General features: G+C 39.2%; 20 protein-coding genes. 2 read left to right on the top strand and 18 right to left on the bottom strand.

Annotated elements, in window-relative coordinates; translation table 11 throughout:
* Nucleotides 1-67: 67 nt before the first annotated feature.
* The 7 genes from rbsB to xseB all read right to left on the bottom strand — a co-directional run bounded on the left by rbsB (nucleotide 68) and on the right by xseB (nucleotide 7369).
* A complete protein-coding gene (gene rbsB, locus AACQ49_RS11980) occupies nucleotides 68-958 on the bottom strand; it encodes a ribose ABC transporter substrate-binding protein RbsB (protein WP_004247214.1) in 891 nt (296 codons plus the stop codon).
* Between the two features lie 39 nt (nucleotides 959-997).
* Entirely contained in the window at nucleotides 998-1963 is a 966-nt protein-coding gene (gene rbsC, locus AACQ49_RS11975) for a ribose ABC transporter permease (protein ID WP_004245124.1), read from the bottom strand.
* Between the two features lies 1 nt (nucleotide 1964).
* A complete protein-coding gene (gene rbsA, locus AACQ49_RS11970) occupies nucleotides 1965-3473 on the bottom strand; it encodes a ribose ABC transporter ATP-binding protein RbsA (protein ID WP_004245123.1) in 1509 nt (502 codons plus the stop codon).
* Between the two features lie 7 nt (nucleotides 3474-3480).
* A complete protein-coding gene (gene rbsD / locus AACQ49_RS11965; RefSeq protein WP_020945202.1) occupies nucleotides 3481-3900 on the bottom strand; it encodes a D-ribose pyranase in 420 nt (139 codons plus the stop codon).
* 340 nt (nucleotides 3901-4240) lie between these two features.
* Nucleotides 4241-6115, bottom strand: a complete 1875-nt coding sequence (dxs, locus tag AACQ49_RS11960; RefSeq protein WP_004245121.1) for a 1-deoxy-D-xylulose-5-phosphate synthase — start codon at nucleotides 6113-6115, stop codon at nucleotides 4241-4243.
* A gap of 66 nt (nucleotides 6116-6181) precedes the next feature.
* Nucleotides 6182-7105 carry a (2E,6E)-farnesyl diphosphate synthase gene (gene ispA, locus AACQ49_RS11955; protein WP_049196469.1) on the bottom strand — a complete coding sequence of 308 codons (924 nt, stop codon included), beginning with the start codon at nucleotides 7103-7105 and terminating at the stop codon, nucleotides 6182-6184.
* Nucleotides 7106-7369, bottom strand: coding sequence for an exodeoxyribonuclease VII small subunit (gene xseB / locus AACQ49_RS11950; protein ID WP_004247215.1), 264 nt, complete (start codon nucleotides 7367-7369; stop codon nucleotides 7106-7108).
* 199 nt (nucleotides 7370-7568) lie between these two features.
* Here xseB and thiI point away from each other — a divergent pair, with 199 nt between their 5' ends.
* Entirely contained in the window at nucleotides 7569-9020 is a 1452-nt protein-coding gene (thiI, locus tag AACQ49_RS11945; protein WP_004245118.1) for a tRNA uracil 4-sulfurtransferase ThiI, read from the top strand.
* A gap of 106 nt (nucleotides 9021-9126) precedes the next feature.
* On the opposite strand, the gene AACQ49_RS11940 is transcribed toward thiI, so the two are convergent.
* From AACQ49_RS11940 to panE, 4 genes are all read right to left on the bottom strand, one after another.
* The gene (locus AACQ49_RS11940; protein WP_113976768.1) at nucleotides 9127-9507 is read right to left on the bottom strand and encodes a type II toxin-antitoxin system YafO family toxin; all 381 of its coding nucleotides are present in this window, start codon (nucleotides 9505-9507) and stop codon (nucleotides 9127-9129) included.
* Between the two features lie 5 nt (nucleotides 9508-9512).
* Entirely contained in the window at nucleotides 9513-10094 is a 582-nt protein-coding gene (locus AACQ49_RS11935) for a hypothetical protein (protein WP_088206813.1), read from the bottom strand.
* 170 nt (nucleotides 10095-10264) lie between these two features.
* Nucleotides 10265-10882, bottom strand: a complete 618-nt coding sequence (gene yajL / locus AACQ49_RS11930; protein WP_004252560.1) for a protein deglycase YajL — start codon at nucleotides 10880-10882, stop codon at nucleotides 10265-10267.
* The gene (gene panE / locus AACQ49_RS11925) at nucleotides 10851-11771 is read right to left on the bottom strand and encodes a 2-dehydropantoate 2-reductase (protein WP_004247218.1); all 921 of its coding nucleotides are present in this window, start codon (nucleotides 11769-11771) and stop codon (nucleotides 10851-10853) included. The genes yajL and panE overlap by 32 nt, the downstream gene beginning before the upstream one ends.
* A 256-nt stretch (nucleotides 11772-12027) precedes the next feature.
* Here panE and AACQ49_RS11920 point away from each other — a divergent pair, with 256 nt between their 5' ends.
* The gene (locus AACQ49_RS11920; protein ID WP_004245110.1) at nucleotides 12028-12519 is read left to right on the top strand and encodes a YajQ family cyclic di-GMP-binding protein; all 492 of its coding nucleotides are present in this window, start codon (nucleotides 12028-12030) and stop codon (nucleotides 12517-12519) included.
* A 63-nt stretch (nucleotides 12520-12582) separates the two neighbouring features.
* Here the strand turns inward: AACQ49_RS11920 and AACQ49_RS11915 are convergent, their stop codons facing one another.
* The 7 genes from AACQ49_RS11915 to AACQ49_RS11885 form a co-directional block, all read right to left on the bottom strand.
* Nucleotides 12583-13953: an MFS transporter gene (locus AACQ49_RS11915; protein ID WP_004247220.1), complete on the bottom strand. Its 1371-nt coding sequence runs from the start codon at nucleotides 13951-13953 to the stop codon at nucleotides 12583-12585.
* 173 nt (nucleotides 13954-14126) lie between these two features.
* Nucleotides 14127-15011, bottom strand: a complete 885-nt coding sequence (cyoE, locus tag AACQ49_RS11910) for a heme o synthase (protein ID WP_017827760.1) — start codon at nucleotides 15009-15011, stop codon at nucleotides 14127-14129.
* Between the two features lie 11 nt (nucleotides 15012-15022).
* Nucleotides 15023-15355, bottom strand: a complete 333-nt coding sequence (locus AACQ49_RS11905; RefSeq protein WP_161779055.1) for a cytochrome o ubiquinol oxidase subunit IV — start codon at nucleotides 15353-15355, stop codon at nucleotides 15023-15025.
* Nucleotides 15355-15966, bottom strand: a complete 612-nt coding sequence (locus AACQ49_RS11900) for a cytochrome o ubiquinol oxidase subunit III (RefSeq protein WP_004245104.1) — start codon at nucleotides 15964-15966, stop codon at nucleotides 15355-15357. The genes AACQ49_RS11905 and AACQ49_RS11900 overlap by 1 nt, the downstream gene beginning before the upstream one ends.
* Nucleotides 15966-17948: a cytochrome o ubiquinol oxidase subunit I gene (gene cyoB, locus AACQ49_RS11895; RefSeq protein WP_004247222.1), complete on the bottom strand. Its 1983-nt coding sequence runs from the start codon at nucleotides 17946-17948 to the stop codon at nucleotides 15966-15968. The genes AACQ49_RS11900 and cyoB overlap by 1 nt, the downstream gene beginning before the upstream one ends.
* A gap of 4 nt (nucleotides 17949-17952) precedes the next feature.
* The gene (gene cyoA, locus AACQ49_RS11890; RefSeq protein ID WP_004245101.1) at nucleotides 17953-18903 is read right to left on the bottom strand and encodes a cytochrome o ubiquinol oxidase subunit II; all 951 of its coding nucleotides are present in this window, start codon (nucleotides 18901-18903) and stop codon (nucleotides 17953-17955) included.
* A 495-nt stretch (nucleotides 18904-19398) separates the two neighbouring features.
* Entirely contained in the window at nucleotides 19399-20160 is a 762-nt protein-coding gene (locus AACQ49_RS11885; RefSeq protein WP_161779054.1) for a nucleoside-specific channel-forming Tsx family protein, read from the bottom strand.
* Between the last annotated feature and the right edge of the window lie 19 nt (nucleotides 20161-20179).

The following is a 20179-nucleotide window of genomic DNA, read 5'->3' as shown; positions in this document are numbered from 1 at the left end:
CCTTTGAAAACCTAGTTTATAACGAAACTAACCACGCAGTGAAAGTACTACGTGGTTAGATGGGTGATTATTTTTGAGTGACTAATTCAAGCTCAACAGGAATAGTGGGATCCACTTTTTCCCCTTTCAGAATTTTATCAGCGGTTTGAATACCAATAATACCAATTTGATCGGGGCGTTGTGCAATAGTCGCACCTAAAACACCTCGGTTAACCGCTTTAATGCCATCATTTGTGCCATCGAAGCCAACAACTAAGACATCGGTACGACCTGCAGTTTGTAATGCACGCAATGCCCCTAATGCCATTTCATCGTTTTGAGCAAATACCGCTTGCACTGAAGGATTAGCGGTTAATAGATTTTGCATAACATTAAGGCCTTTAGTACGGTCAAAGTCAGCAGGTTGGCTTGCTAATATATTAAGTTTGTGAGCATCAACAGCTTGTTTAAAGCCTTCTCCACGCTCACGAGAAGCGGAGGTTCCGGCGATCCCTTCTAGTTGGATCACTTTGGCATCATTACCCACTTTTTCCGCAATATAATCTCCCGCCATTTTTCCTCCTAGGCGGTTATCAGAAGCAACATGGCTAACAACCTCACCTTTATTGGCTACTCTATCTAGGGTTACTACAGGAATTTTAGCTTTATTTGCCATTAACACGGCATTACCTACAGCATCAGAATCCGTTGGATTAATGAGCATTAAACGGGTGCCTTTTACGGTTAAGTCCTGCACATTTGCCAATTCTTTGGCTGGATTATCCATTGAATCAAGTACGACTAAGTCATAACCTAATTTATCCGCCTCTTTTTGTGCACTGTCTTTCATGGTGACAAAGAAAGGATTATTGAGCGTTGAAATAACGAGGGCGATAGACTCTTTTGCTAATGCATTGGCACTTATGGTAGCGCTTAGAGCAACCACTGAGAGAAGCGTTGCTATTTTTTTTAGTTTCATAATATATTCCTGTCGGGGTTCGGATTAAGAGAAAGCGTATTATTTTTTGTTATCAACCAGCACGGCAAGTAAGATGACAACAGCTTTGACTATCATTTGATAATTGGATGATATGCCTAATAAATTGAGTGCATTATTGAGAAAGCCTAAAATTAACGCACCAATAAGTGTGCCCATTATGCGTCCTTTGCCGCCAGCAAGACTGGTACCACCTAAGACGACAGCGGCGATAGCATCCAGTTCATAACCATTGCCAGCCATTGGTTGGGCGGAAGAAAGACGAGCAACTTCAATGACACTGGCAAGGGCCGCTAATAAACCGCAAAGCGCATAAACAATAATTTTGATTTTATCGACACTAATACCAGATAAACGGGTTGCTGCTTCGTTTCCTCCAAGGGCATAGATATAGCGACCCAAGCGTGTGTGATGCAATACATACCACGCGCTTAAAAAGACAATCATCATCAGCCAAATAGGGGTGGGGATCCCAAAGGGGCGTCCAATACCAAACCAGCTAAACAGGTCGGCATTATCGCTAAATCCTGTATTTATTGGACTGCCATCAGTATAAACACGCGTGACACCACGCAATAACAGCATCATCACTAATGTGGCAATAAATGCCTGCACTTTACCTTTAGCGATAATGACACCTGTAACGCCACCAATAGCGGCTCCTAATGCTAAAGCACCGACAACAGCCACTAACGCATTAACATCAGCCCCTACCATAGAAGCAGCAACAGCACCGGTTAAAGCGAGTAATGAACCTACCGATAAATCGATACCAGAGGTTAAAATGACTAATGTCATACCTACAGCCATAATTGCGTTAACAGAGGTTTGTTGTAGAATGTTAAAAATATTATTTAAGGTAAAAAAATTCGGGCTGAGTGTTGAAACCACGACAATAAGCAACAATAAGGCAATGAGTGATTTTTGTTCTAATAACCAAGCCTTAGAGAACCATCGTTTTGACGCTGGTATTGATTTTGTACTCATCTCAAACTCCTACTGTAGCACCATATTGTTTACCAACAGCCGCCGCCATTAGCATCTCTTGTGTGACATTATTGGCAGAAAACTCACCGCTGATACGACCTTCATGCATAACTAAAATGCGGTCACTCATTCCCATTACCTCTGGCATTTCTGAAGAGATCAAAATGATGCTTAATCCCTCTTGTTTAAACTTATTAATTAATTGGTAAATCTCTTTTTTCGCCCCCACATCAACACCGCGGGTAGGCTCATCAAGAATAAGTACTTTAGGACGGGTCATTAGTCCGCGAGCAATAGCGACTTTTTGTTGATTACCGCCTGATAAAAAACCAATGATCTGATTGATGGACGGGGTTTTTATGTTGAACAATTTAATAAAGTCACTGACAGTTAATTGCTCTTCTTTATGATTTAAGATCCCCATAGTGCGACTAAAATAAGGTAGCGCCGTCAGTGACATATTCTCTTTTACTGACATTCCTAGCACTAAACCATCGCGTTTTCTGTCTTCAGAGATATAAACAATACCTTGGGCAAGTGCATCTGCAGGCTTTTTGATCTGACAAATTTTACCTTCTAACGCCACGCTACCTTGTGTTTTTGGCAATGCACCGTAAATCATTTTCATTAATTCAGTACGGCCTGCGCCCATTAACCCTGAAATACCTAAAATTTCATTTTCATATAGGGAGAAGCTGACATCATGTATATCTGCACCACTTAAGTGAGAGACATTAAGTTTAGTTTTTCCTGCAGGAATATGGATGCGAGGGTATTGATCTTCTAATTTACGGCCTACCATCATTTCAATAAGTGTCTCTTCTTGTAATGAAGAAACGGGCTTTTCGCCAATAAATTGACCATCGCGCAACACAGTTACATCATCACAAATATCAAAAATTTCTTTTAATCGATGTGAGATATAGACAATGCCACAACCTTGATTTCTTAATTCAGTTATCACACTAAACAGAGAGCGAGTTTCGGTGTCTGTCAATGCATCTGTCGGTTCATCCATAATAATCACTTTAGAGCCAAAACTGAGTACTTTGGCAATTTCAACCATTTGCTGATCACCAATGGATAATTCAGAAACTAAGCGATGACTGCGATAAGGAAGGTTTAAGCGAGCAAGTAATTTATCCGCTTCTGCATACATTTTTTTCCAATCAATGGCACCAAATGCACGGGTAAACTCGCGACCTAAAAAGATATTTTCTGCAATGGTTAATTCAGGGATAAGATTGAGTTCTTGATGGATAATACCTATTCCGGCTTCTTGAGAAGACTTAGGACCATTAAAAGAGCAACGTTCCCCTTGATAAATAATTTCACCTGCGTCTTTTTGGTAGATACCTGTTAGCACTTTCATTAGTGTGGATTTACCTGCGCCATTTTCACCAACAAGTGCCATCACTCGGCCAGGATAAATTCGTAACGTCGCACCAGATAATGCTTTTACGCCTGGAAATGATTTATCAATATTTTTTAATTCAAGTAATGCTTCCATATTGGCCTCAGAAAGTCACACCAGAAAACAGCACGATATTGGCATAAGGAGAGCATTCACCTGTTCTTATCACCGCTTTATTATCTGGAAGTTGTTTTTTAAATTCTTCATGAGTGACATAAATGATCTCGATAGGTTTTTTTTGTTGTTGTTCTAATAAATGCAAATAACGGGTTATCTCACTAAAAAGAAGTGGGTTTATATTTTTAATTTCTATGGCAAGCATAACGGCTTCGACTTGCATTTCATGGGTGATCGTTTGTAACACTGACATAAAGTCAGGGATCCCCTGAGTTAAAGCAAGATCGATACGCTCAACAGAGGAGGGTATGGGTAATCCAGCATCTGCAATCGTTATTTTGTCAGTATGTCCTAAACGTGCAATTACGCTAGAAATTGAACTATTAAGTAATACACCTTTTTTCATCTTTGCCTCCTCAGCGAAACGTTTCGCTGTTCTACATAGTAGGAAATGAAAATAGGAAAACAAGTTGGATTTATTTATATTGTGAAGGTGATCGAAACGTTTCGTTAAAGGAAAGAAAAAAGGAAAAATCTAACTGATTGAATCAATTAACGCTGAATGGATTCAATTTTAAAATTGATAAATTACAGTTAATTTCATTAAAAAGTGATCTTTAACAAGATTTGAAAATAATTAAAAAAGAAAAGAAATAAGGGCAGTTTTTACAAGAAAATAAAGTCAGAATTTATTAACCTTATCAATAGTCTCTCCGGCTTTACAAGCAAGAGAGACTTTTGAAATATTAGCTCAAAGAATGAGCCTGATAAGCTTTAATCGATTTTTCAATGCCTGTTGCATCAAGTCCTAAATCGGCTCTGATCTCTTCTTGTCCACCTTGTGGCACAAAAAGATCAGGTAACCCTAAATTGAGTACGGGCACTAAACAACGCTCTTGCATTAATAACTCGTTAACGCCGCTACCTGCGCCACCCATAATGGCATTTTCTTCTAAGGTGACCAGTATGTCGTGTTGTTTGGCAAGGGAAAGGATCAGTTCTTTATCTAGTGGTTTGATAAAGCGCATATCTGCAACTGTTGCATCCAGTTTTTCTGCAACATCTAAGGCTTCGGGTAATAAGGTTCCGAAGTTTAAAATTGCAATACTTTTACCTTGGCGACGAATAATACCTTTTCCTATAGGAAGTTCGCTCAGCGGTTGTAATGGCGCACCAACCCCTGAACCTCTAGGATAACGTACAGCGACAGGCCCTTCTTGATAATGGTAACCTGTATGCAACATTTGGCGACACTCATTTTCATCGCTAGGTGCCATAATAATCATATTAGGGATACAGCGTAAAAAAGAGAGATCAAAAGCTCCTTGGTGGGTCTGACCATCCGCACCAACAATGCCACCACGATCGATAGCAAAGAGTACCGGGAGTTTTTGGATAGCCACATCGTGGATCACTTGATCATAAGCGCGTTGTAAGAAGGTGGAGTAAATAGCCACGATCGGCTTATAACCACCAATGGCTAATCCAGCAGCGAAGGTGACGGCGTGTTGCTCCGCAATTGCGACATCAAAGTATTGTGCGGGGTACTCTTTAGAAAAGCGCACCATACCAGAGCCTTCACGCATAGCAGGGGTGATTGCCATTAATTTTTCATCAGTGGCGGCTTCTTCACATAACCAGTCCCCAAAAATTTTTGAAAACGTCGGGCGTGCATTGGGGCTTTTAGGTAAAGTACCGGTCTTCGGATCAAATTTAGGTACCGCATGCCAACTGATTGGATCTTGCTCTGCGGGAGCGTAACCCCGACCTTTTTTGGTCATAATATGTAAAAGTTGCGGCCCTTTTAGATCGCGCATATTCGTGAGCGTTTGTACTAAAGCAATAACATCGTGACCATCAACTGGACCAATATAGTTAAAACCTAACTCTTCAAACATGGTGCCGGGCACAACCATGCCTTTAATATGTTCTTCTGTCTTTTTCAGTAATTCTTTAATTGGGGGAATACCAGAAAAGACTTTTTTGCCACCTTCACGTAGCGTGGTATACAGTTTGCCAGATAGAAGTTGTGCAAGGTGGTTATTTAGTGCCCCGACATTTTCTGAAATCGACATTTCATTATCGTTAAGTACCACTAGCATATCTGGATTAATATCACCGGCATGATTCATGGCTTCAAATGCCATTCCTGCAGTAATTGCACCGTCACCAATCACACAAACAGTCTTTCTGCCTAGGTTTTCTTGCTCTGCAGCAACAGCCATACCCAGCCCAGCACTGATAGAGGTGGATGAATGACCAACACAGAGTTTGTCATATTCACTCTCATCACGCCAAGGGAAGGGATGTAAGCCGTTTTTTTGACGAATAGTATCAATGCGATCACGACGACCCGTTAATATTTTATGAGGGTAAGCCTGATGGCCCACATCCCAAATCAGATTGTCAAAGGGAGTTTTATAAACGTAATGAAGCGCAACCGTTAACTCAATAGCACCTAAACCTGAGGCGAAGTGACCACTTGAGCGGCTGACACTGTTAAGAAGATATAGCCTTAGCTCATCACAGAGTTTAGGTAAACTCTCTTTTGGTAATAGGCGTAAATCTTCGGGTGTTTCAACCAACGCCAATGTGGGATATTTTTCGATATCAATGCTCATGTGATGCCTATTAATTAATGACTTGTAATAGGGAAAGAGCAGGTAAGCTGCTCTTTTTATTTTTTATTAGTTTTTCCGTTCTACGATAAAATTCGCTAATTGTTTTAGCGTAGAGGTATCGTACTCGTATTGTTCAAGAAACGCTAAGGCATCCAATGCTTCGTTATACAATTCCTGTGCTTTCTTTTGTGCTTGTGCTAAACCAAGTAGAGCCGGATAAGTACTTTTTCCAGCTTCTTGATCACTTCCCTGTCGCTTTCCAGTCTCTTCAGTGCTCCCAATAACATCTAAAATGTCATCCTGAACTTGGAAAGCCAAGCCTATGGAGTGGGCATATTTATCCAGTGCAGGTAACACATCGTGCCCTTTTTGCCCTGCGCTAAGTGCCCCTAGGCGAACCGCTGCACGAATTAACGCACCTGTTTTATGTAAATGAATTTTCTCAAGAGCAGCAAGATCAATTGATTTATCTTCGGCATCAAGATCAAGTGCCTGTCCACCACACATACCCGCTAAACCACTGGCTGTGGCTAATTCAGCAATCATGGCTACGCGATCGGCAATGGCGACATCAGGCATCGCATTTTTGGCCAAAATTTCAAAGGCCAAGGTTTGTAATGCATCACCCGCTAAAATGGCATTGGCTTCGCCAAACTCAATATGACAAGTGGGTTTTCCTCGACGTAAATCATCATTGTCCATTGCAGGTAAGTCGTCATGGATCAGTGAATATGCATGAATACACTCAATAGCGGCTGCTGGCACATCAAGATTAGCAACAGGTACGTTAAACATTTCTCCTACCGCATAAACGAGAAATGGGCGTAAACGTTTCCCCCCCAAGAGTGCTCCGTAGCGCATTGCTTGGCTGAGTGGCATATCAGAAAAAGGCAACGTTTGTAGCGCTTGGTTGAGTGCTTCATCAACACGCTGATGTGCAGAATGTAATTTTTGACGGAACGCATCCGTACATAAAGTTGCGTTACTCAATTATTCAGCCTCTTGGATAAAATCATCAGGTGTAGCGTCATCATCCTCTTTGAGTAAGATACGAACACGTTGTTCAGCATCTTGTAATGTTTTTTGTCCCACACGAGCTAAACGAACACCATGTTCGAACTCATTAAGGGCCTCTTCTAAAGGTAATTCACCTGATTCTAAGCGGTTAACTATTTGCTCAAGTTCTTGCATCGAAGCTTCAAAACTTGGAGTTTGCGTGGTGTCTTGGTTAATTGATGTCGTTTTTTTAGCCATAATATTTTTGATGATAAAGCATGTTAGCTGAATAATAGTGATCATCTTACTACAATTGAGAAGAAAATTTCTTATTCAGTCAGCGATTTTTGCGGGTGAGGCCTAAATATTGGTGATATACTTTGTGACTTTTATAAACTCCAGTCAATTAATATCACTGTAGTTTATGTCTCTACTTAATAACCTATGACCATTGACTATGAAGTTTATTATTAAATTATTCCCCGAAATCACGATCAAAAGCCAATCTGTTCGTATACGTTTTATCAAAATTCTGACCAGTAATATTCGCAATGTATTAAGTACATTAGGTGATGATATCACGGTTGTTCGCCACTGGGACAACATTGTGGTTGTCAGTAAAGACGAAAGTAAAAGCGAAGCGGTGTGTGATGCGCTAACTCGTATCCCAGGTATTCATCACTTTTTACAAGTTGAAGAGCATAGCTATACCGATTTACATAATATTTTTGAACAGACCTTTGCTGCCTTTGGTCATTTAGTTGAAAACAAAACGTTTTGCGTAAGAGCTAAACGCCGTGGTAAACACAGTTTTACTTCTAATGAAGTAGAGCGTTATGTGGGTGGTGGTTTTAACCAACACGTTGAAAGTGCAAAAGTAAAATTAACTCGTCCGGATGTGACCATTAATCTAGAAATTGAAGATGATAAGCTGATCCTAGTTAATGCTCGCTATGAAGGTATTGGTGGTTTCCCTATTGGTACACAAGAAGATGTATTATCACTTATCTCTGGTGGTTATGATTCTGGTGTATCAAGTTATATGTTGATGCGCCGCGGTAGTCGTGTTCATTACTGCTTTTTTAATCTTGGTGGTTCAGCCCACGAAATTGGTGTTAAACAAGTTGCACATTATCTTTGGAACCGCTTTGGACGCTCTCATAAAGTACATTTTGTTGCCGTTGATTTTGAACCCGTTGTGGCAGAAATTTTAGAGAAAATTGATGATGGCCAGATGGGGGTTGTTCTGAAACGTATGATGGTGCGTGCGGCATCTCGTGTTGCTGAGCGTTATGGTGTACAAGCTATTGTAACAGGTGAAGCATTAGGGCAGGTTTCTAGCCAAACATTAACCAATCTACGTTTAATTGATAATGCGACGGATACCTTAATTCTGCGTCCTCTTATCACACACGATAAAGAAAATATCATTAATATCGCTCGCCAAATTGGTACGGAAGATTTTGCTCGTACTATGCCAGAGTTTTGTGGTGTTATCTCCAAGAATCCTACAGTAAAAGCGGTTAAAGCCAAAATCGAAGCTGAAGAAGAAAAATTTGATTTTTCTATTCTCGATAGTGTTGTTGAAAATGCTAAGAATATGGATATTCGCCGTATTGCTGAAGAGACGGTACAGCAAGTAACAGAAGTTGAAATGGTCTCTGAGTTTGCAACGAATGACGTTGTACTGGATATCCGCTCTCCAGAAGAACAAGAAAACTCACCTCTAAAATTAGAGGGTGTAGATGTTAAAGAATTACCATTTTATAAATTAAGTACACAATTTGGTGATTTAGATAACAGCAAAACTTATTTGCTCTATTGTGAGCGAGGTATGATGAGTCGTTTACAAGCACTATATTTACGTGAACAAGGCTTTAATAACGTAAAAGTGTATCGTAAGAAGTAATATAGTTATTTTTTATGAAAGTCGTATTAATAATATAATAGAGATACCCCCCAATAATTAGGATGCTAATATGATTTTGGGGGGATATATTAAAATGCAGTGTTTATTAAAAATTATTTTGAAATTCTTCAGCCCTTTTTTCCAACTCTGCTAGGAATGATGTTTTTTCTAACTCGTGTGCATTAGGTGACATAATAGCAATAATTTGATATCTATTTGGGTAAAGCCAATGTTGACAATAAACTAAGTAATGATTTGATTTTCTTTGTATTTGAGGCATATTTTCATGCCACTTAGGTTCATTAGGTATTCTAATATGTATTTTAGAAATGAGAGATTGACATAATTTCGCACTATTTTCCCATTTACCATCAGCACCTAAATAACAAGATAATACTTTTTTTTCTTTCCAAAGTTTTAATAATTTAGCGTATTCATTAGCAATAGTTTTATTTTCAATATCAGGATGTATTGAAATTTCGATCATATTTATTAATGGTTATTAAATTTAGGTTTACTTAGACCTAACTTTTTATGCTCTGTTTGTATTAATCTTTGCATATCAGCACTTATTATATTAGGTTTCTTATTAGTTGTTTTTGATGGTTGATGAGTTTGTTCTATAAATGAAATAAACTCTGTTAATACACTCCGATAATGAGCTAAAGAACGACCAAATAAGAGTACACTTTGTTTTTTTTGTGCATCACTCTTTGGTAATGAAAGAAGAATATTTTTGATATCAGTTAAAGAATTATCTAAACGTTTTATACTTTTGTTTATTTGATAATAATCATCTTCATTAATAAAATAATGAGGAGGATTTATCCATTTTTCTTTTAAATGAATTAAATATTTATTAATTGATTCGGCTAAAATATTCATTTTTTCAGTAGCTTCATCAATAGGGATAGCAACGAATTGGTTAAATTGCGCTGAACTGAAAGAATATTGGATATCCGGTGTAAATGATAGTTGGTTATGTTTGAAGCTTTCTGCTGGCACTGAGGCTAATCCCATAGAAATTAAAGTAACAAGTTTGGGTAAGTTCTTGTGATATTGGAGAGTTTTCATTATGCCTTATCCTCCAGAAGTTATTTTACATTTTAACCTGTTAGTATGTTTTTTGAAATCAAAAACAAGAAACAAACATTGAAATAAGTCTTAAAAATAGATTTATAACTATTAAATAATATGTTTATTAATAAGATTAGGTGTTAAGTAAGAGATCCTATATATGGTATTTACCTATCCCCAAACCCAGTAAATTCATCTTGATAATTATAAATACCTGGTGGTAATACAAGTTGTTTAGCGACATCAGCTGCAACTGCTTTACCTTTTAGGCGCTCAATAATTTTAAGTGCGAAATCTATAGTGGTAGCAGGGGCTTGGCTAGTAATCAGATTGACTCTTTCGTCAAAGTAAACCCGATAATCAACCCATTTTTTAGGTTCGATTTTATCTTTTAAGCCGGGGAAACCTGTCATATTGCCTATTGGAAAGAGGTTATGAGACTCTAAGATGATCGCAGGAGCTGCACAAATAGCGGCAACTAGTCTATTTTCACTGTGCATGCGGCGTACTTTTTCAACAACAAGAGGACTATCTCGTAAGGTTTCTGCACCTATTAATCCTCCGGGTAAAATAATGGCATCATAATGGTGATCAACAACACGAACTAATGGGACATCAGCAATTAATTTGATCCCTCGTGAGCAGGTGATCACTAAGTCATCAACATCATCTTCAGCACTAGCAAGTATGACCTTAATTCCAGCTCTAACGAGTAAATCAGCGGTGGTAACAACCTCTGTTTCTTCACTACCATTAGCTAGACAGATGAGTGCGGATATGGTCATAATTGCCTTCCTTCTGTTTTATAAATTGAAAAAGTCGCTTATTTTCGGGCAACACGAGTCCTTGCTCTGATGCCCTACGTAATAGATAGCCTGTAATATAATCGATTTCGGTATGGCGTTGATATTTCACATCTTGATACATAGATGAGTAATTATTAGCAGTTTGCTCTATGGTATCGATAATATAACCATGTAAATGTGATCTAGAGGTAGGTATAACACCTTCTCGCTCCATTACCTGATAAACTTCATCACAGACTTTCTGGATATGCTCAGGGTATTTTAATAAATCACCATTGCGACATTGATAAAACACCGTTAAAGGGTTGATAACACAATTTACGGCTAATTTTAGCCAGCTAATAGTATGAATATCATTGTGCCAAGCTACATCCGGTAAAGCTTGATGTAAAATTTCAGCTAAATAACCGTATTGACGTGCTGTTGTATTTAGTGGGCCAATGTGGGTGATCCCTTCTGCTGTATGGAGCACTTTTTGATCTTGTTGATAAGCACCATGAGTGATTATACCTTGTAATATCGCTCTTTTAGTCGGTGTTTCAGGTAGGGTGAGTTCATCTAGTGTTCCCATACCATTATGGATCAGTAAAATCGGGCAATCAGCAGAGAGGTGAGGGATAAGTGCATTAACCGCGTCTGAAACTTGCCAAGACTTTAAGCAAACAAGCAGTAACTCACTGTGTTGTAGCCATGTTTTTTGGTTGGCTATAATGCGTTGTTGAAATGGGATACCATTAATGGAGTCAACGTTAACGTCAAAATCAGGTTGAGGTATTCTTAACCATCCTTGTACTTCATGGGCTTGTTGCGTTAATCCTGCAATCCAAAGTTTACCAATTGAACCACATCCTAATACGGTTATTTTCATCATTTTTCTCCTGCTAAATGGTAAACAGGCGCTCCATATTATTCATCTAACATTAACCTAATATTATTAACAGTTCGGTAATTTTATCAATGCAAATTGAGAGCTATATCAAATTATAACATCGTTTATCTTCACTTGCTGAAGCTATCTCTGCTTTGTTATATGGAAAGTCAAGAGTAATGACATGAGTATGGCTTTTTTGCTGAGTGAAAAACAGCTATTATTCAGGTTGTTTTTATTTATTGAGGAAGAACGAATGCCATCTTTTGATATCGTATCTGAAGTTGACTTGCATGAAGTGCGCAATGCGGTAGAGAACGCACAACGTGAACTGACTACTCGTTGGGATTTTCGTAATGTTGAAGCAAGTTTTGAATTAAACGAAAAAACTGAGTCAGTAAAAACAACTAGTGTATCTGAATTTCAGGTGCAGCAGTTATTAGATATTCTGCGTGAGAAAATGGCAAAAAGAGGGATTGATGGTGCTGTTTTAAATATCCCTGAAGAGATGACTCACAGCGGAAAAACATACAGTGTAGAAGCGACCTTAAAACAAGGTATTGATACTCCTTTAGCGAAAAAAATCGTTAAAATGATCAAAGACAGCAAATTAAAAGTACAAGCACAGATCCAAGGTGAGCAAGTACGAGTAACAGGTAAATCACGTGATGATTTGCAAGCTGTGATGAAATTAGTTAGAGAGGGTGAATTAGGTCAGCCTTTCCAATTTACCAATTTTCGTGATTAATGACGAAAGTATAAAAAAATGCGCTGTTTGGTTTATTCAGCGCATTTACAGGGTATATGAGGTTTAAACGCCGAGCACTAACGATTCTAATGTCGCTCTTGGTGTCTGCTTGGTATCCACTTTAATATAAGCACTTTGTTCGTGTGCCATAATTACCACTTCATTAACACCAGGTTGTTGCTTAAATTTCTGCTCTAATTGTTGTTGTTGAGCATTTGATAAATGTGCCGGCAATTCTATACGTAAGCTACTAACATAAGGTGGTTGACGTAATGTTAAGCTAATGGCAAACCAAACTAAGCCAATCAATAAACATCCAGCAAAGACTGCTTGAGCATCGTAATGTTGGTAGAGCCATCCACCTAAAATACCACCTAATGCTACACCTAGAAATTGGCTGGTGGAATAAATCCCCATTGCCGTGCCTTTATAACCTGCCGGTGCTTCTTTACTAATTAATGAAGGTAGCAGTGCCTCCATAATATTAAAACCAATAAAGAATATCTGAATACCTAAAATAATTAGCCACAAGCTAGTTCCTGAAATCATAAAGATAGCTTGAGCAATAATCAGCAGAAAGATACACAGTAAGAACACTTGTTTCATTTTACGTTTTTTTTCTGCATAGATAATAAAGGGTAATACTGAAATAAAGGCAATCAGCATAGTGACTAGATAGACAACCCAATGTTTCTCATTAACTAATCCGGCATTATGCATGATCAAAGGAAGTGCGACAAAAGCGGCCATCAATAAAGTGTGTAGTGAAAAAATCCCGACATTAAGCTTTAATAATTGCGCATCAAATAAAACTTTTTTGACACTTCCTCGTACAAAACTTGATTCTCGATTAAGTATATGATGTTCGCTATTCGGTACGGTAATGAGGGTGATCATAATCCCGCAGAAAGCGAGTAGGGCAATGCCCCAAAATAGGCCTTGTAAGCCAAAAATATGTGTGAGTATTGGCCCTAAAACAAGGGCTAAGGCAAACGTAATACCAAAGCTAATGCCAATAAAGGCCATTGCTTTGGTTCTATTTTGTTCGCGGGTTAGATCAGATAACAGAGCCATCACTGCGGCAGATATAGCTCCAGCACCTTGTAATGCTCGCCCGATGATAATGCCATAAATGCTGTCACTTAAAGCAGCAATAATGCTACCAACAATAAAAATAATTAAGCCGAAAACAATCATTGATTTTCGGCCAAATTTGTCTGAGAAAAATCCAAAAGGAATTTGGAAGATTGCTTGAGTTAATCCATAAATACCAATAGCTAATCCAATTAGCGATTCTGTCGCATGTTGTAGTTGCAGTCCGTAGGTGGTTAAAACGGGAAGTACCATAAACATGCCAAGCATGCGAAGAGAGAAAACAGCTCCTAGTCCCCATGTCGCTTTGCGCTCTAATGGAGTCATTTTATTATCATTCATGGATTACCTCGTATTACTGATACCTCATTGTAATAGTATTTTGTCACGAGGTTAATCAATAAATGGGATACAAAAAAAGACGAAATTGTACTGATAAGGCTGAATGTGGCATTTAAACTAAAAATGCCAGTCATGATTGACTGGCATTAGCATTTTTTGCAATTGAAATTACATTATCTCAGATAAGCGAGAACCGTTTCTGTTGAACTGGTGGGATCAACAGACATCATTACACTTAATGATGTAATGGCAATGATAGAAAATATAAATAATTTTCTTGCCCACACTTTATCATTGGTTGCTTTATAACCAGATAATGCCATGCCCAACCACCAGATACTGACTGCAGAGGCAACAATCAGGTATTTATACCCTGCATATCCCACTAAAGTTAGCATCAGCGTTGCAATCATAAAGGCCAGAATATAGAGAATAATATGGCGCTTAGCGACTGAGATCCCTTTAATAACAGGTAATACGGGGATATTGGCTGCTTGGTAGTCTTTAAAACGGAAAATCGCAATGGCATAAGAGTGAGGCATTTGCCACAAACTAAAGATAAGTAATAAAATTGCTGCACCCGCATCAAATTCACCGCTAACAGCACAGTAGCCGATAACCGGTGGTGCAGAGCCTGATAAACTACCAATCAGTGTGCCATAAACAGATTTACGTTTCATATAGAGGCTATAAACCCCAACATAAATAATAAAGCCGAATACAGCGATAAACATTGCAAGTGGGTTGGCTGCTACATAGAGCAGCACAACACCTGCAATACCTAATACTGAGGCATAAATAAGGCTAATTTGCGGGTCGATTAATCCTTGAACTAATGGACGATTCTTCGTTCTTTCCATGATACGGTCAATATCACGGTCAATATAGTTGTTAAAAACACAACCAGAAGCAACGACCAGAGACACCCCAAGTAGAGTCGCGAAAAATAGGGGGTAGTCAATCTCGCCTTTTGAGGCGAGAAGGAAACCACCTATCACAGAAATTAAATTTCCGAAAATAATTCCTGGTTTGGTGACTTGTAGGTATTGCTTAATCATAGCGACAACTCTTAATCCATCATCATATTGATGTTCAGGTTGTACATAATCCACAGTGAGCCAATCACAACAATGCCGATAATCAACAAGGTGAATAGGAATGCGATAACGTTCCAGCGCTCTTCTGAGGACGTGTTCATATGTAAGAAACAGACTAAATGAACAACAATCTGTACGACGGCCATACCAACGACTGTCCATAAGATAGTTGAGGTTGTAGCTGTTCCTTCCATCACCATCCAATATGGGATCACGGTGAGGATAACGGACAGAATAAAGCCAATCAGATAGGACTTCATGCTGCCGTGGCTTGCGCCTGAAGGAGAAGTATTTGGATGACTCATTACATCGCTCCCATCAGATAAACTACGGTGAACACACAGATCCAGACAACATCAAGGAAGTGCCAGAACAGGCTTAAGCAACTTAAACGGGTGCGATTAACATCAGTTAAACCACGGCGTGATACTTGGATCATCATAATAATAATCCAAACTAATCCCGCTGTTACGTGCAGACCGTGTGTTGATACTAAGGCAAAGAATGCCGATAAGAATGCACTGCGATCTGGGCCATAACCTTCAGCGATAAGTTCATGGAACTCATATACTTCCATTACCACGAAGCCTAAACCGAATAAGAAGGTAACGAATAGCCACAGATTGACTTGGCTAACACTACCTTTATTCATGCTAAGCATGGCGAAACCAAAAGTGATACTACTAAACAGTAGTAAGAAGGTTTCAACTAAAACAAAAGGCAGGCTAAAGATTTCTTTACCAGAAGGACCATCAGCAATCCCGTTAACAAGCACCGCATAAGTGGCGAATAAGCTGGCAAACAGGATAAGGTCGCTCATTAGATAGATCCAGAAGCCGAAAACTTTCGTCGCTCCTGCATCGTGGTGCCCATGATGCTCATGGGCGTTTGCGTTATTTAAAGTTTGAGTTGACATTATTTCACACCTGCTTTTTTCAGTTCTTCATAATGCTTATTCTCGATGGCTTCAATTTCAGGTACTTGGACATAGTAATCAACATCTGTATCGAAGCTTTTCGCGATCCAAGTGACTATCATTCCTGCGAACCCAACAATAGCTAACCACCAGATATGCCAGATCATGGCAAAGCCAAACACTAAACTAAATGCAGAGATAATGACGCCTGCTGCGGTATTTTTTGGCATATGGATAGGTTCATATTTTGCAGGGCGCTGATAAGCAGTACCTTTTTCTTTCTGATCCCACCACTCATCACGAGCTTTCACTTGCGGTTCAACGGCAAAGTTATAGAAAGGTGCAGGAGAAGAAATTGACCATTCCAGAGTACGTCCACCCCATGGATCACCTGTTAAATCACGGTTTAAGTGGCGATCGCGGATACTGACGTAAATTTGGATAACTTGGCAAACAATACCAAGAGCAATCAGAGCGGCACCACCTGCAGCAACCATCAGCATTGGGTGGAATTCTGGGTTGATATTTTGGCTTAAACGGCGAGTCATACCCATAAAGCCAAGGATATACAGTGGCATAAAGGCCATAAAGAAACCGATAAACCAGAACCAGAATGCGCGGATACCCCATTTTTCATTAAGCGTGAAGCCAAATGCTTTAGGGAACCAGTAAGTCATACCAGCAAAACAACCGAACACCACACCACCGATAATAACGTTGTGGAAGTGAGCGATTAAGAACAAGCTGTTATGTAATACAAAGTTTGCGCCAGGAACCGCTAATAGTACCCCAGTCATCCCCCCTACTGAGAAGGTGACTAAGAAACCGATTGTCCATAGCATAGGGCTTTTATACTCGATACGGCCCTGATACATGGTAAACAGCCAGTTAAAGATTTTAACCCCTGTGGGTATAGCGATGATCATGGTGGCTATACCGAAGAAGGCATTAACGTTGGCACCTGAGCCCATGGTAAAGAAGTGGTGTAACCAAACGATAAATGATAAGACGGTGATAACAACGGTCGCACCGACTAAAGAGGTATAACCGAATAGACGTTTTTTAGAGAACGTCGCGGTAACTTCAGAGAACACACCAAAGACTGGCAGAATAAGAATATAAACTTCTGGATGACCCCAAGCCCAAACAAGGTTGATGTACATCATCATGTTACCGCCCATATCATTGGTAAAGAAGTGTGTACCAAGATAGCGGTCTAACGTCAGTAGTGTGATAGTGACGGTTAAAATTGGGAATGCAGCGATAATCAGTACGTTAGTACATAATGCAGCCCATGAGAACACTGGCATTTTCATCATTGTCATGCCTGGTGCACGCATACGCAGGATAGTGGCGAAGAAGTTAACCCCCGTCAGAAGCGTACCAATACCGGATATCTGTAAACTCCATATCCAATAGTCGACCCCGACCCCAGGATTGTACTCCAAGCCCGAAAGTGGTGGGTAAGCTAACCAACCTGTTTGTGCGAATTCACCAATACCTAAAGAGATATTGATAAGCAGTACACCGACGACAAAGAACCAGAAACTCAGTGAGTTTAGGAATGGGAATGCCACATCACGCGCACCAATTTGTAAAGGTACAACAAGGTTCATCAGACCGACAACGAAAGGTGTTGCCATGAAGAAAATCATGATAACGCCGTGTGCGGTAAAAATCTGATCGTAGTGATGAGGTGGTAAGAAACCAGCTTCACCCGCTGAGGCGAGTGCCTGTTGGCTTCTCATCATAATGGCATCGGCAAAGCCACGGAACATCATGACCATTGCAACGATGATATACATAATACCAATTTTTTTATGGTCAACACTGGTTAACCATTCGCTCCATAGCCATTTCCACTTACGGAAATAGGTTAAAGCGCCAACAACAGCAAGACCGCCAAGAATGATGCCGATTAGGGTTACGACAACAATGGGTTCTTGTAGCGGGATTGCATCGAGAGTTAATTTTCCGAACATGCCTTTATTCCTCTGCTCCTGCATGTGCCGCGTGGCTCATGTTCATATTCATTGTTGCATCAGAGTGTTCAGTCTGATTGCTACCGGTGTGAGCGCCATGACCTGTATGACCAAATTTAGAGATGGTCTCTTGGAATAACATCGGCTTCACGCTTGAATAGTAGGTCACTGGATTTTTCTGGCTTGGTTTAGCAAGTTCATCAAATGCAGCGGTGGTATTTAACGTATCTGATGACTGTTTTACTTTTGCAACCCATGCATCAAAGCCTGCACGATCAGGTGTCGCAATGGCGGTAAACTTCATGTCAGAGAAACCGTGTCCGCTATAACTTGCTGACATACCTTGGTATTCACCTGGTTCATTAGCAATTAAGTGAAGTTTGGTTTGCATTCCAGCCATGGCATAGATTTGTCCACCTAAGCGCGGGATAAAGAATGAGTTCATGACAGAATCAGAGGTAATTTTGAAATTAACAGGAACATTGGTTGGGAAAGCCAGTTCGTTAACGGTTGCAATACCTTGTTCTGGATAGATAAACAACCATTTCCAGTCCATTGAAACCACTTCAATGGTAACCGGTTTCTCATCTGAAACTAGTGGTTTATAGGGATCAAGTTCATGGGTTGTTTTCCATGTGATGGTTGCCAATATCACGATAATGATAATCGGCACGGTCCATACGACAAGCTCAATTTTATTTGAGTGAGCCCAATTAGGGCGATAAGTTGCTTTAGTATTGGATTCACGGTAGCGATAAGCGAAAACAATCACCATCAAAATTACCGGTATCACAACAATCAACATTAAACCAAGCGCAATGAGGATTAATGTTTTTTGCTCAGCGCCGATAGCGCCTTTGGGATTCATTAACGCCATATCGCAACCACTTAAAAGAACAGCGGCTGCTAATAGCGAGAGTGTCCCAATACTTTTTATGTATTTCATAAGTCTCATCCAACGACCCAAATGATAAAGGTTCTATTGTTGTTTCATCAGTATCAGTAAGGACATTTTACGGTAAGGTTGCGACAGTGTAAACAATTGTAATGGTAAGTAAGTGATTGGTTAGTCTTTTGTGTTAATGTGATCACAAGTAATTAAACTATTAAATAAATGTTAATTTAATTATTGTGAATTAACTATAATTTCATAAAGTAGCATGTTTTTAAAATAAATACATATTTTTACAAAAAAAATTACAGCAAAAAGTGTAAGAAAACGTTTTTTGTTTAAAAAGTAAACACAATACAGGTCTGAGGAGTATTAGAAAGCAAATTTCGTTTTATCTTGATGTTTCGTATCTTTATTTAATCGCTATATGATTTTTTATATCGCAGATTGATTGTTTATTGAATATTTCTATTATAGAAGAAATTTTTTATTAACTGCTAAAAATGACAAACAGCGAATAAAAAGTGATTCGCTGTCACAAAAATTAACAATTAACCATCAGAAGTTATATTTTAAGCTATAGATCACACCATCTTGTAAAAAGTTTTCTCCTAACTTTTTATAAGCATAGCGGTATTGAATGCCTGTAGTAATGGAAGCCGTGGGGTGCCACCAAATAGCGACAGCTCCATTAAAGCCATTTTTTCCGCCATTGCCATAACGTTTATTACGATCAAACTCCATCTCATGCCAATTTGTGATGCTAAACTTTTGATTTATCAAGTTAAAATCATAACCGGCGACCCAGCCAACCACATAGCCATTATTTCCTGAATAATAAGTTTGATCGACATAATGTAAAGCTATAAAAGGTTTAAACCAGATATCTGCTAATTGTGTGTTATACCCAATACCATAAAGTGTATTAACCTCATGGAAATTACCGCCATATTCTTTTCCGGGCAGTGACCAAGTACCATATACATGGCCATAAAGGTTTAACCCACTGTCAGCTAAATAAATACGACTAGTTCCTTTGACGGTATAGCGCTGATTATCGCCGGGCTGTGTTTGTCGATTATTAAAAGGATTTTCTAAATCAAAAAAGCCATAAAACTCACCCCATGAAAAGTGGGCTCCCCCTTCAAGTTCTAAATAAGCAAAATCATCTTTATGGGAAGTTTGGCCTGTTTTATGGGTGGTATGTGTCGCCCAGTCAAGATAATTGATACTGATATTAGCAAATCCACCGAGATAATTAGCCTGTGCAGGTAAAGTGCATGTTGTTGTAATAAACAATAAAATTGATTTTCTTATCATAACGTATAATTAGTTTTTC

This window comes from Proteus sp. G2675 (genome assembly GCF_963886535.1).
Lineage (GTDB): Bacteria > Pseudomonadota > Gammaproteobacteria > Enterobacterales > Enterobacteriaceae > Proteus > Proteus mirabilis.
The sequence above is the reverse complement of the archived record's forward strand: the minus strand, read 5'-3'. Positions and strand labels throughout refer to the sequence as shown.

Excerpts from the sequence above, each read along its gene's own strand:
- cyoB (WP_004247222.1), bottom strand. The coding sequence starts at position 17,948 with ATGTTCGGAAAATTAACTCTCGATGCAATCCCGCTACAAGAACCCATT.
- cyoA (WP_004245101.1), bottom strand. The coding sequence starts at position 18,903 with ATGAGACTTATGAAATACATAAAAAGTATTGGGACACTCTCGCTATTA.
- AACQ49_RS11915 (WP_004247220.1), bottom strand. The coding sequence starts at position 13,953 with ATGAATGATAATAAAATGACTCCATTAGAGCGCAAAGCGACATGGGGA.
- AACQ49_RS11920 (WP_004245110.1), top strand. The coding sequence starts at position 12,028 with ATGCCATCTTTTGATATCGTATCTGAAGTTGACTTGCATGAAGTGCGC.
- rbsA (WP_004245123.1), bottom strand. The coding sequence starts at position 3,473 with ATGGAAGCATTACTTGAATTAAAAAATATTGATAAATCATTTCCAGGC.
- AACQ49_RS11940 (WP_113976768.1), bottom strand. The coding sequence starts at position 9,507 with ATGATCGAAATTTCAATACATCCTGATATTGAAAATAAAACTATTGCT.
- xseB (WP_004247215.1), bottom strand. The coding sequence starts at position 7,369 with ATGGCTAAAAAAACGACATCAATTAACCAAGACACCACGCAAACTCCA.
- cyoE (WP_017827760.1), bottom strand. The coding sequence starts at position 15,011 with ATGATTAAGCAATACCTACAAGTCACCAAACCAGGAATTATTTTCGGA.
- rbsB (WP_004247214.1), bottom strand. The coding sequence starts at position 958 with ATGAAACTAAAAAAAATAGCAACGCTTCTCTCAGTGGTTGCTCTAAGC.
- AACQ49_RS11900 (WP_004245104.1), bottom strand. The coding sequence starts at position 15,966 with ATGTCAACTCAAACTTTAAATAACGCAAACGCCCATGAGCATCATGGG.
- rbsD (WP_020945202.1), bottom strand. The coding sequence starts at position 3,900 with ATGAAAAAAGGTGTATTACTTAATAGTTCAATTTCTAGCGTAATTGCA.
- panE (WP_004247218.1), bottom strand. The coding sequence starts at position 11,771 with ATGAAAATAACCGTATTAGGATGTGGTTCAATTGGTAAACTTTGGATT.
- AACQ49_RS11935 (WP_088206813.1), bottom strand. The coding sequence starts at position 10,094 with ATGAAAACTCTCCAATATCACAAGAACTTACCCAAACTTGTTACTTTA.
- AACQ49_RS11905 (WP_161779055.1), bottom strand. The coding sequence starts at position 15,355 with ATGAGTCATCCAAATACTTCTCCTTCAGGCGCAAGCCACGGCAGCATG.
- dxs (WP_004245121.1), bottom strand. The coding sequence starts at position 6,115 with ATGAGCATTGATATCGAAAAATATCCCACATTGGCGTTGGTTGAAACA.
- rbsC (WP_004245124.1), bottom strand. The coding sequence starts at position 1,963 with ATGAGTACAAAATCAATACCAGCGTCAAAACGATGGTTCTCTAAGGCT.
- AACQ49_RS11885 (WP_161779054.1), bottom strand. The coding sequence starts at position 20,160 with ATGATAAGAAAATCAATTTTATTGTTTATTACAACAACATGCACTTTA.
- thiI (WP_004245118.1), top strand. The coding sequence starts at position 7,569 with ATGAAGTTTATTATTAAATTATTCCCCGAAATCACGATCAAAAGCCAA.
- yajL (WP_004252560.1), bottom strand. The coding sequence starts at position 10,882 with ATGACCATATCCGCACTCATCTGTCTAGCTAATGGTAGTGAAGAAACA.